Source organism: Mesorhizobium sp. M0296, from assembly GCF_040321675.1.
In the GTDB taxonomy this organism is placed as follows: domain Bacteria; phylum Pseudomonadota; class Alphaproteobacteria; order Rhizobiales; family Rhizobiaceae; genus Mesorhizobium.
In genome coordinates this window covers 131,717-143,621 of the sequence record NZ_JAMYRZ010000003.1, presented here as the reverse complement: position 1 = coordinate 143,621, position 11,905 = coordinate 131,717, and the positions used below count along the sequence as shown (strand labels likewise).

Here is an 11,905-nt window from a genome sequence, read left to right as displayed (position 1 = left end):
AGTGACCCAACAATCTCGATCAGACACGTGGCGCAATGACCAATAGACGCCTTTCCAACAGCACGCTGAAGGCACTGCCGGCTTCGGTCGCGGCCCCGCGCTACGACCGCGGCGGCGTCGCACCTGGCATCGTCCATCTCGGCGTCGGTGCCTTCCATCGCGCCCACCAGGCGGCCTATGTCGACGACTGCCTGGCGGCGGGCGAGGCGGACTGGGGCATTGTCGGCGTGTCCTTGCGCAGTCCAGACACGCGCGACGCACTGGCGCCGCAGGATGGCCTCTACGCGCTGGCGATCAGGAGCAGCATCGGCGAAGAGCTACGCGTCATCGGTTCGATCCTGTCGCTGCTGGTGGCGCCGGAAGATCCGGCTGCGGTGCTCGCCGCTCTGACAGATCAGCGCACCCGCATCGTCACGCTCACGATCACCGAAAAGGCTTATCTGAGAGCAGCCGGCGGCGGTCTGGACAGCACCCATCCGGACATCGCCCATGATTTGGCTAACCCGCAAATGCCACGGACGGCGCATGGTTTCCTGACCGAGGCGCTGTCGCGCCGCCGTGCCGCCGGCATCCAGCCTTTCACCGTGCTCTGCTGCGACAACCTTCCGGCCAATGGCGCCACGCTGCACCGCCTGCTGGTCGAATTCGCCGCACTGCGCGATTCCAGGCTCGCCACTTCAGGCGATGCCAGGCTCGCCACTTCAGGCGATGCCAGGCTCGCCGCACACATTGCCGACGGCGTCGCCTTTCCGTCGAGCATGGTCGACCGTATCGTGCCGGCGACTACCGACGCCGAGCGGGCGCGTATCGCCGTCGAGCTCGGCGTCGAGGATGCCTGGCCGGTGATGACCGAGCCGTTCTGCCAATGGGTGGTCGAAAACGATTTCCCGGCTGGCAGACCGGCCTGGGAAAAGTTCGGCGTCACCATGGTCGGCGACGTCGGGCCCTTCGAGGACATGAAGCTGCGGCTGCTCAACGGTTCGCATTCGGCAATCGCCTATCTCGGCCTGCTCAGCGGCTACGACACGGTCGACCGCGCCTTTGCCAATCCGGCGATCCGGCAATTCGTCGACGGACTATGGGCCGAGGCCATCCCGACGCTGCCGCAGGACGCCGGGCTCGATACGGCCGGCTACACGGCCCAGCTCGCCGAACGCTATTCGAACACCGCGCTCGCCCATCGCACGGCGCAGATCGCCAATGACGGCAGCCAGAAGCTGCCGCAGCGCATCGTCGCCTCGGCCCTCGATCGACTGGGCGCCGGTGACCCGCCCGCGCATCTCATGCTGGTGGTGGCGGCCTGGATCGCCGCTTGCGAGGCGCGCGGCAAAACCTTGCCGGAAGCCCATTTTGCCGACCCGATCGACGCTCGGCTTACGGCGCTCGGCAGCCGGCCGGCTGATGAAACGGTGACAGCGATATTCGATCTCGCCGGCTTCGCCAAGGACCATGCCCACCGCATGACACTGATCGATCTGACGGCAGCCCATCTCGAGCGCCTGCGGCGGGGCGGCACTGCCGCAGCTTTGGCGGCGCTTGGCATAGGGAGTGAGAAGCCATGAGACAGACCTGGCGCTGGTTCGGGCCGGACGATCCGGTGACGCTTGCCCATGTCCGTCAGGCCGGCGCCGTCGGCATCGTCAGCGCGCTGCACCACCTCAACGACGGCCGCGCCTGGCCGGCAGACGAGATCGCCAGGCGCAAGGCCGAGATCGAGGCAGCAGGGCTGACCTGGGACGTGGTCGAGAGCATCGTCGTGCACGAGGACATCAAGACCCGCAGCGGCGACTGGCGCAGCCTGATCGACAATTACAAGGCCTCGATCCGCGCCGTCGCCGCCGCCGGTATCAACACCGTCTGCTATAATTTCATGGCGATCACCGACTGGACGCGGACGGACCTCGATTACCCGATGCCGCATGGCGGCACGGCGCTGCGCTTCGATGTCGTCGAGCTCTGCGCCTATGACGTCTTCATCCTTGAGCGAGAAGGGGCGGAGGCCGATCACCCACCGGCCCGTATCGAGGCCGCGCGTGTGCGACTGCAAGGGATGAGCGACAGCGACAAGGCAAGGCTGGAGCGCAACCTGATCGGCTGGGTCCCGGCGCGCGAATTCATCTTCGATCGGGCAAGCTTCCGCCGCGCCCTCGACCTCTACAAGGACGTCTCCACCGAAGGCCTGCGCGAAAACCTGTTTGCCTTCCTGCGCGAGATCGTGCCGGTGGCCGAAGAGGCCAGCGTCAGGATGGCGATCCACCCCGACGATCCGCCCTTTTCGCTGTTCGGCCTGCCGCGCATCGTTTCCAACGCCAATGATGCCCGCGCGCTGCTCGACGCGGTCGCTTCGCCGGCCAACGGGCTGACGCTGTGCACCGGCTCGTACGGCGCGGGCGCGCAGAACGATCTGCCGGCAATGGCCAAGGCCTTCGCCGAAAACATCCATTTCGCCCATCTGCGCAACGTCACCAAGGAGCCAGACGGCTCCTTCCACGAAGCCGAGCACCTCGACGGCGACACCGACATGGTGGCGGTCGTGTCGGCGCTGATTGGCGAAGAGCGGCGGCGCAAGGCGGCAGGCAGGGCGGACTGGCAGGTGCCGATGCGTCCGGACCATGGCCATGCCATCGTCGACGACCTCGGCAAGAAGGTGAACCCCGGCTATTCCTGCATCGGCCGCCTGAAGGGCCTTGCCGAACTGCGCGGCGTGATGCGCGCAGTAGAGACGCTGACCGACTGAGTTACTTGCTCGCCCGGCCGTTCAGCGTCTGTCGAGACGAATAATTGGTGCCTTTGGAATTCCAGAACAACCGTACAGCCTTGCCGACCAGATTTTCATAGGGAACAAACCCGACACTGAACCGGCTGTCGGAGGCATTGTCGCGATTGTCGCCAAGCACGAAGTAGTGGCCTTCGGGCACCTCAAACACGCGCGTATTGTCGCCGATCGAGTTGTCGGTGAGGTTGAGAACGGAATGAGTGACACCCCCCGGCAAGGTTTCGCGTTGAAGTTTGGCTTTCGAGAACTCTTCGGACGAAAAAGTGCCGATATCGTCGAGTCCCACCGCGACATCGTTGATGTGAAGCACCCCGTCGATGATCTGGATCTTCTCGCCGGGAAGGCCGACGATCCGCTGGATGTAGTCCACGCTCGGATCGGGCGGGAACTTGAAGACAACCACATCTCCCCTTTTGGGTTCCGCGCCGAATATACGTCCATCAACGGGAAGCAAGTTGAACGGCACGCTGTAGCGGCTGTAGCCGTATGCCATTTTGGAGACGAAGAGATAGTCGCCTTCCTGCAACGTCGGCACCATGCTGCTGGAGGGAATCGAAAAAGGCTGGAGCAGGAATGCGCGTATTGCGAATGCAGCCGGATACGAGGTCAGAAAGACGAGCACCAGCACCGAAAGCCCACGCGCGTACCATCTGTCCGGCTTGAACCGGTGCGCGAAGGGAACAACGATCGCTGCCCACAGGGCCATCAAACCGATCCCTGAAAAATTGGCCCACCAAGCAAGATCGACGCCAGGCAATACCGGAAAGCCAATGTAAATAAGCGCGAAAACGACGACGCTGATCACCACCAGGCTGGCGACCGCCAGTTTGCCACTGCCGATCCACAGGAACCCGCCAAACGGGCCGCCAAAGGCCGAAACCAGGGCCGTCGACCATCTGGATCGCGAGATAGTTTCTTGTTGCACTGCTTGTTCTGTCATCGGCCAACCCCCACGCCAAGGCAGCCAGACTGTCCACCAAACAAAAAAGCGGGGCAAGCCCGCTTTTTCAGTTAGTCATTTGAGCGGAACTCACGCCGGCAACAGCGCACCTTCAAGCGTCGTAAGCTGGTTGAGGAACTGCTCGGCCTTGCTGCGGGTCTGGTCGTCCTTGGCGTCGGCGGCGTCTTCCCTTGCCTCCTGGATGCGGCGGGCAAGGTCGGCGCGGTCGATGTCGCCGACGGCCACAGCCGATTCGGCGAGCAGCGTGCAGCCGGCCGGAACGATGTCGGCAAAGCCGCCGAACACCACATAGCGCTCTTCCTTGCCTTGCGCGGTCTTCAGCGTAACTACGCCCGGCTTGATTGTGGTCATGACCGGTGCGTGATGCGCCATGACAGTCATTTCGCCTTCGGCGCCCGGAATGACGACGGATTCGACCTGCTCGGAAACCAAGAGGCGCTCCGGCGAGACCAGTTCGAATTTGAAAGCTTCAGGCATGATCAATTTAGCGACTGGTGAATGGTGAATGGTGAACGGTCAGAAAGAATGACCTTCACTCAGCCCCGATTTCCTATCCGCTACTCCCCATTCACAATTCACTATTGACCATTCACCATCAGGCCGCTTCAGCGGCCAGGCGCTGTGCCTTCTCGACCGCTTCCTCGATGCCGCCGACCATGTAGAAGGCGGCCTCCGGCAGATGGTCGTAGTCGCCGTTGCAAAGGCCCTTGAAGCCCTTGATGGTGTCGGCGAGGTCGACCAGCTTGCCCGGCGCGCCGGTGAACACTTCGGCGACGAAGAAGGGCTGCGACAGGAAGCGCTCGATCTTGCGGGCGCGGGCAACCGTCTGCTTGTCCTCTTCCGACAGCTCGTCCATGCCTAGGATGGCGATGATATCCTGCAGCGACTTATAGCGCTGAAGGATCGACTGCACCTGGCGCGCGACCTGGTAATGCTCTTCGCCGACGACCATCGGGTCGAGCATGCGCGAAGTCGAATCGAGCGGATCGACCGCCGGATAGATGCCCTTCTCCGAAATCGCGCGGTTGAGCACGGTCGTCGCGTCGAGGTGGGCGAACGAGGTCGCCGGCGCCGGGTCGGTCAGATCGTCGGCCGGCACATAGATCGCCTGCACCGAGGTGATCGAGCCCTTGGTCGTCGTGGTAATACGCTCCTGCAGCGCGCCCATGTCGGTGGCCAGCGTCGGCTGGTAGCCCACGGCCGAAGGAATGCGGCCGAGCAGCGCCGACACTTCCGAGCCCGCCTGCGTGAAGCGGAAGATGTTGTCCACGAAGAACAGCACGTCCTGGCCCTGGTCGCGGAAATATTCGGCGACCGTCAGCCCGGTCAGGCCGACGCGGGCGCGGGCGCCCGGCGGCTCGTTCATCTGGCCATAGACGAGCGCCGCCTTGGAGCCTTCGCCGCCGCCCTTCTTGTTGACGCCGGACTCGATGAACTCGTGATAGAGATCGTTGCCTTCGCGGGTCCGCTCGCCGACGCCGGCGAACACCGAGAAGCCGCCATGCGCCTTGGCGACGTTGTTGATCAGTTCCTGGATCAGCACCGTTTTGCCGACGCCGGCGCCGCCGAACAGGCCGATCTTGCCGCCGCGGGCATAGGGGGCCAGCAGGTCGAGCACCTTGATGCCGGTGACCAGGATCTGCGCTTCCGTCGACTGCTCGACATAGGTCGGCGCCGGCTGGTGGATCGAGCGCATCTCGATGCCGTCGACCGGGCCTGCCTCGTCGACCGGCTCGCCGATGACGTTGATGATGCGGCCGAGCATGCCCGGGCCGACCGGCACGGTAATCGGTGCACCGGTGTCATAGACGTCCTGACCGCGGACCAGACCTTCGGTCGAGTCCATGGCGATGCAGCGCACGGTGTTTTCGCCCAGATGCTGAGCCACCTCTAGCACCAGGCGATTGCCGACGTTGATCGTCTCAAGCGCGTTCAGGATCGCCGGCAGATGTTCGCCGAACTGGACGTCGACAACGGCGCCGATGACCTGGCGAACCTTGCCTGCCAGACCGGTTTTCTTGATGGTGGCGGCCGGCGTATTCACAGCGGCGGCCTTGGTTGCTGCCGCCTTCTTGGCCGGAGCGGCCTTTGCTGCTGCCGGAGCCTTCGCTGGTGCCGCGGCCTTAGGGGCTGCCGTCTTCGGGGTCGCTGCTTTCGCCATCGTCTTTACCCTTTTCGTCTCTTTGTTTCTCACACGCTTGAGGTCGATGACCTCCTTGTGGGCGTGCCTAGAGCGCCTCGGCGCCCGAAATGATTTCGATCAATTCCTTGGTGATCTGCGCCTGCCGCTGGCGGTTGTAGGTGATCGACAATTTGTTGATCATGTCGCCGGCGTTGCGCGTCGCATTGTCCATGGCGCTCATCTTGGCGCCCATCTCGCCGGCAGCATTCTCGAGCAGCGCGCGAAAAACCTGCACGGAAATGTTGCGCGGGATGAGATCGGAGAGGATCTCGCCCGGCTCCGGCTCGTATTCGTAGACGGCGCTGCCGCCGTCCTTCACTTCCGCGGCAGCCGCAGGCGCGCCCGCCGGGACAATTTGCTGCGCCGTCGGGATCTGGCTGATCACCGACTTGAACTGCGAATAGAACAGCGTGCAGATGTCGAAGCCGCCTTCGTTGAACAGGTGGATCACCTTCTTGGCGATGGCATCGGCATTGACGAAGCCCAGCGTCTTGACCTCGCGCAGATCGACACGCTCGATGATCAGCGCCCCGTAGTCGCGGCGCAATATGTCGAACCCCTTCTTGCCGACGCAGATGATCTTGACCTGCTTGCCGTCGGCCAGAAGCTTGCGGATGTGGTCGCGGGCAAAGCGGGCGATCTGCGAATTGAAACCGCCGCACAGACCGCGTTCGGCCGTGCAGACGACAAGCAGATGCACGTCGTCCTTGCCGGTGCCGGTCATCAGCGCCGGGGCATCGCCGCCGCCGCCGATCGCCTGGGTGATATTGGCCAGCACCGCGCCCATGCGCTCAGAATAGGGACGCGCCGCTTCCGCCGCTTCCTGCGCGCGACGCAGCTTCGCCGCGGCGACCATCTGCATCGCCTTGGTGATCTTCTGCGTCGCCTTGACCGAGGCGATACGGTTACGAAGGTCTTTTAACGAAGGCATGCTTCAAACCTGATCCCGTCCGTCCTGCTCAAGCAAAGGTCTTGGCGAAGGCGTCGATTTCTGCCTTCAGCCTGGCGCGCAGATCGTCGGACAGCGCCTTCTCCTTGCGAATGCCGTCGAGCACGTCCTTGCCGGCCGAGCGCATATGCGACAACAGACCATGCTCGAACTTGCCGACCTGGTTGACCGCCAGCTTGTCGAGATAGCCGTTGACGCCGGCGAAGATCACCGCGACCTGCTCCTCGACTTTGAGCGGCGAGAATTGCGGCTGCTTCAACAGCTCGGTCAGACGCGAGCCGCGGTTGAGCAGGCGTTGCGTGGCGGCGTCGAGATCGGAGCCGAACTGGGCGAAAGCAGCCATTTCGCGGTACTGCGCGAGCTCGCCCTTGATCGACCCGGCAACCTGCTTCATCGCCTTGATCTGCGCCGAGGAGCCGACGCGCGACACCGACAGGCCGACATTGACCGCCGGACGGACGCCCTGGAAGAACAGATTGGTTTCCAGGAAGATCTGGCCGTCGGTGATCGAGATGACGTTGGTCGGGATATAGGCCGAAACGTCGTTGGCCTGCGTTTCGATGATCGGCAGCGCCGTCAGCGACCCGCCGCCGTTTTCGTCGTTGAGCTTGGCGGCGCGCTCGAGCAGGCGCGAGTGCAGGTAGAAGACGTCGCCGGGATAGGCCTCGCGGCCCGGAGGACGGCGCAGCAGCAGCGACATCTGGCGATAGGCGACGGCCTGCTTCGACAGGTCGTCGTAGCTGATCAGCGCGTGCATGCCGTTGTCACGGAAATATTCGCCCATGGTGCAGGCGGTGAACGGCGCCAGGAACTGCATCGGCGCCGGATCGGAGGCGGTCGCGGCGATGATGATCGAATAGTCGAGCGCGCCGCGCTCTTCCAGGACCTTGACGAACTGCGCCACCGTCGAGCGCTTCTGGCCGACGGCGACATAGACGCAGTACAGCTTTTCCTTCTCAGGGCCGTTGTCGTGCACCGATTTCTGGTTGAGCATGGTGTCGAGGATGATCGCGGTCTTGCCGGTCTGGCGGTCGCCGATGACCAGCTCGCGCTGGCCGCGGCCGACCGGGATCAGCGCGTCGATGGCCTTGAGGCCGGTCGACATCGGCTCGTTCACCGATTTGCGCGGGATGATGCCGGGCGCCTTGACGTCGACGCGCTTGCGTTCGGTGGCCTGGATCGGGCCTTTGCCGTCGATCGGGTTGCCGAGCGCGTCGACGACGCGGCCGAGCAGGCCCATGCCGACGGGCGCATCGACGATGGCGCCGGTGCGCTTGACGGTGTCGCCTTCCTTGATGTCGCGGTCGGCGCCGAAGATGACGACGCCGACATTGTCGGCTTCGAGGTTGAGCGCCATGCCGCGGATGCCGCCGGGGAACTCGACCATCTCGCCGGCCTGGACATTGTCGAGGCCGTAGACGCGGGCGATACCGTCACCGACGGACAGCACCTGGCCGACTTCGGAGACCTCGGCCTCCTTGCCGAAATTCTTGATCTGGTCTTTCAGAATTGCGGAAATTTCCGCGGCGCGGATGTCCATCAGCCGACCTCTTTCAGTGCAAGCTTGAGCGAATTGAGTTTGGTTTTGAGCGACGTATCGATCTGGCGCGGGCCGATCTTGACCACCAGTCCGCCGAGCAGCGACGGATCGACGGTGACCGTGATCGCCACGTCCTTGCCGGCGACGCTTTTCAGCGCTGCTTTCAGCTCGGTTTCCTGGGCAGGCGTCAGCGCATGCGCCGAGGTGACCTCGGCGGCGGTCTCGCCGCGGTGTTCGGCGGCGATCTGGCGGAACGCCTTGATCATGCCGGGCACGGCAAACAGCCGGCGATTCTGGGCAACGACGCGCAGGAAATTGCCGGTGAGGCCGGCGATCCCCGCTTTGTCGGCGATCGCGGCGATCGCCTTGGCCTGGTCCTCGCTGGAGAAGACAGGGCTCCTGATCAGCCGCGAAAGGTCAGCGCTGCCTTCGAGCATCGTTTCGAACCTGTTGAGGTCGGCCTCGACGCTGGCGACCGAATTGGTCTGCAGCGCGAGTTCGAACAGCGAACCCGCATAGCGTTCTGCGACACCTGAGATTGGCGATGACGATTGGGCCACGGACCGTCTTTTCTCTTGTCTGACAGGCCGCAGATTGTTGGCGCGAGCAAAAACTCTGGCTAAATCTTTGACCTTACTGCATTTTTCCAAGCACGGAGGCGCGGCTTCCGCTATCCCCGGTCGAAAGTCGATTGCCGTCTAGCACAGGCATTTTCAGACCGCAATGCGTCGTCCGGCATGGTTTTCAGGCACTATTGTCGCATCCGCCGGGCGAGTTCAGCAACCAACCCCGGATTGATCCCTGATTCAGGGCAAAAAGCCGAAGGCGAAGGCAAGCGGCAGCGCCGCCAGCACCAGTTCGACGACAATGGAAGCCCAGTTGAACGGCGTGTTGGCGCCGTCCGACATCATCGACAGCAGCCGGCCGAAGGCGGTGAACAGCCAGGAGAAGCCGAGCGCCATATAGAGCAGCGGCTGCGCCAGGAGGATGCAGCACAGGCTGACGCCGAGATAGAAGCCCGACATCCGGCCGCGCCCCTCGGCGATCGCCGCTGCCTTCTCCGGTCTGACCTGCAGCCGCAGGATGCGGAATGCCAGCTGTGGCGCCAGGAATAGCAATAGGCCGAGCAATAGGGTCGCGACCGCGCTCGACCACGCCAGCCACTCGCCCTGGCTCATCGGCCACGGAAACGCAAATTCCATCTTGTCCCCTCTTAAATGCATAGTCGAAATTTCCGGCATTCTAGCGAAGCAAGAGACATACGCCAGATGGGCATCGGCAATTTGCGGAAGCCTGTCCTCTGAGCCCCTTCACAAGAAGCTCTGCGGGTCGATGTCGACCTGGACTCGCACCGAGCCCCTTATCTTCGGTCCCTCGGCCAACATGGTGCGAATGAATCCTTGCATGTCGGCGCGCCGCTCGCCCTGGATCAGCAGGCGAAAGCGATGGCGGCCGCCGATCAATGACAGCGGCGCTTCGGCCGGGCCGAGCACGAACAGGTCGCTGGCTTGCGGCGCGGCGCGACGCAGGCCACGGGCGTGCCCTTCGGCTTCGGCCCGTGTCGCCGCGCTGACGATGACGCCGGCGAGCCTGCCGAAGGGCGGCAGCCCCGCCCGCTCACGCTCGGCGATCTCGCGCTCGTAGAAGGCCTCGGCATCGCCTGAGACGATCGCGCGCATCACCGGGTGGTCGGGTTGGAAGGTCTGCAGCAGGCCGAGGCTTTTCTTGCCGGTGCGGCCGGCGCGGCCGGTCACCTGGCTGAGCAGTTGGAAGGTGCGCTCGGCGGCGCGCGGGTCGCCATTGGCAAGGCCGAGATCGGCATCGACCACACCGACCAGCGTCATGTTGGGAAAATTATGGCCCTTGGCGACGAGTTGCGTGCCGATGACGATGTCGGCCTCGCCATTGGCGATGGCTTCAAGCTCGAGCCGCAGCCGGCGCACGCCGCCCATCAGGTCGGACGACAGTACGATGGTGCGGGCATCGGGGAAATGCGCGACGACCTCCTCGGCGATGCGCTCGACGCCTGGCCCGCAGGCGACCAGATGATCGAGCGTGCCGCATTCCGGACAGGCTTCGGGCCGGCGTTCATTGTGCCCGCAGTGGTGGCAGACGAGCTGGCCGCGAAAGCGGTGCTCGACCAGCCAGGCCGAGCAGACCGGACAGCCAAAGCGGTGGCCGCAGACGCGGCAGAGCGTCAGCGGCGCATAACCGCGCCGGTTGAGGAACAGCAGCGACTGTTCCTGTTTTGCCAGTGTCTGCCGCATTTGTCCAAGCAACACCGGCGACAGGAAACCGCCGCGTGCCGGCGGCGCGCGGCGCATGTCGATCGTCTTGAGATCGGGAAGTGCCGCCTCGGCAAAGCGCGCCGAAAGCACCGCCCTGCTGTAGCGGCCCCGGCTGGCATTGACCCGGCTTTCGACCGACGGTGTCGCCGAGGCGAGCACGACCGGAAAGCCGCCGATATGGCCGCGCACCACGGCCATGTCGCGCGCATTGTAAAAGACGCGATCCTCCTGCTTGTAGGCGGGATCGTGCTCTTCGTCGACGACGATCAATCCAAGCTCCCTGAACGGCAGGAACAGCGCCGAGCGCGCGCCGGCGACGACCCGCACGCCGCCTTCCGCTACCTGCCGCCAGACCTTTTCGCGCATCCTTGGCGGCAGATCCGAGTGCCATTCCGCCGGCTTGGCACCGAACCGCTCCTGGAAGCGTTCGAGAAAAGCGTGGGTCAGCGCAATTTCCGGCAGCAGGATCAGCACCTGCTTGCCGCGATCGAGCGCGGCCGCAACCGCCTCGAAATAGACCTCCGTCTTGCCGGATCCGGTTACACCATCGAGCAGGGTGACGCCGAATGTGCCGGTCGCGACATTGGCGCGCAGCATCTCGGCGGCATCGCTCTGGTCAGGCATCAGTGAAGGCACGGTGTAGCCGGGATCGGGTGCTGCGACCACCGGCCGCGGGGGTATCATCACCGTCTCGAATACGCCCTGCGCCCTCAGCCCGTCCACCACCGTCGACGACACGCCTGCCGCATGCGCCAGGCCGGATCGCGTCCAGGCAAGTCCGCCTTCGGCCGTCTCCAGCACGCGCGTCCTCGCCTCCGTCATCCGGTCGGGCTTGGCGAAGGTGCGCTGCAGCCCTTCGATCCACGGCTCCGGGTCGAACGCCTCCGGCGCCCTGAGCAGCATGCGCGCCACCATGCCGGGCGGCGACAGCGTGTACTGCGCCACCCAATCGACAAAACGCCGCATCGCGCGGTCGATCGGCGGGCAGTCGAAAACCTGCTCGATCGGCCGCAATTTCTTCGCGTCGACCTTTTCGACGGCGCCGTCCCAGACGATGCCGGCGACCTGGCGGGGCCCAAGCGGAACGCGCACGATCGAGCCCGGCACCACGCGCATGCCAGCCGGCACGGCATAGGTGTAGGGGCGCTCGGCGGGCATCGGCACCAGCACCGGTGCGGCCGCGACAAAGGGCGAATCTTCGATCATGAG

General features: G+C 64.4%; 10 protein-coding genes. 2 read left to right on the top strand and 8 right to left on the bottom strand.

The genetic code is table 11. The annotated features are described in order from the left end of the window. Window positions 1-35: 35 nt before the first annotated feature. Window positions 36-1,562: a mannitol dehydrogenase family protein gene (locus NKI97_RS04865; protein ID WP_352450895.1), complete on the top strand. Its 1,527-nt coding sequence runs from the start codon at window positions 36-38 to the stop codon at window positions 1,560-1,562. Further along, window positions 1,559-2,737 (top strand): mannonate dehydratase, encoded by a 1,179-nt coding sequence (gene uxuA, locus NKI97_RS04860; RefSeq protein ID WP_352450896.1) that lies wholly within the window; start codon window positions 1,559-1,561, stop codon window positions 2,735-2,737. The genes NKI97_RS04865 and uxuA overlap by 4 nt, the downstream gene beginning before the upstream one ends. 1 nt (window position 2,738) lies before the next feature. Here uxuA and lepB read toward each other — a convergent pair whose 3' ends face one another. The 8 genes from lepB to NKI97_RS04820 form a co-directional block, all read right to left on the bottom strand. Continuing rightward, window positions 2,739-3,716 carry a signal peptidase I gene (lepB, locus tag NKI97_RS04855; protein WP_352749347.1) on the bottom strand — a complete coding sequence of 326 codons (978 nt, stop codon included), beginning with the start codon at window positions 3,714-3,716 and terminating at the stop codon, window positions 2,739-2,741. 90 nt (window positions 3,717-3,806) lie between these two features. Further along, on the bottom strand, window positions 3,807-4,214 hold the full coding sequence (locus NKI97_RS04850) for a F0F1 ATP synthase subunit epsilon (RefSeq protein WP_023678096.1): 408 nt from the start codon (window positions 4,212-4,214) through the stop codon (window positions 3,807-3,809). Between the two features lie 118 nt (window positions 4,215-4,332). Continuing rightward, window positions 4,333-5,898: a F0F1 ATP synthase subunit beta gene (atpD, locus tag NKI97_RS04845; RefSeq protein WP_023678097.1), complete on the bottom strand. Its 1,566-nt coding sequence runs from the start codon at window positions 5,896-5,898 to the stop codon at window positions 4,333-4,335. Between the two features lie 67 nt (window positions 5,899-5,965). Further along, window positions 5,966-6,850, bottom strand: a complete 885-nt coding sequence (locus NKI97_RS04840; RefSeq protein ID WP_352681769.1) for a F0F1 ATP synthase subunit gamma — start codon at window positions 6,848-6,850, stop codon at window positions 5,966-5,968. 28 nt (window positions 6,851-6,878) lie between these two features. Next, window positions 6,879-8,408, bottom strand: a complete 1,530-nt coding sequence (atpA, locus tag NKI97_RS04835) for a F0F1 ATP synthase subunit alpha (RefSeq protein WP_352450899.1) — start codon at window positions 8,406-8,408, stop codon at window positions 6,879-6,881. Then, on the bottom strand, window positions 8,408-8,968 hold the full coding sequence (locus NKI97_RS04830; protein ID WP_352450900.1) for a F0F1 ATP synthase subunit delta: 561 nt from the start codon (window positions 8,966-8,968) through the stop codon (window positions 8,408-8,410). Before NKI97_RS04830 ends, atpA begins: the two co-directional genes overlap by 1 nt. Window positions 8,969-9,214: 246 nt before the next feature. Then, a complete protein-coding gene (locus NKI97_RS04825) occupies window positions 9,215-9,610 on the bottom strand; it encodes an AGROH133_08824 family phage infection protein (RefSeq protein ID WP_023719708.1) in 396 nt (131 codons plus the stop codon). A 108-nt stretch (window positions 9,611-9,718) separates the two neighbouring features. Further along, window positions 9,719-11,902 carry a primosomal protein N' gene (locus NKI97_RS04820; protein ID WP_352450901.1) on the bottom strand — a complete coding sequence of 728 codons (2,184 nt, stop codon included), beginning with the start codon at window positions 11,900-11,902 and terminating at the stop codon, window positions 9,719-9,721. Between the last annotated feature and the right edge of the window lie 3 nt (window positions 11,903-11,905).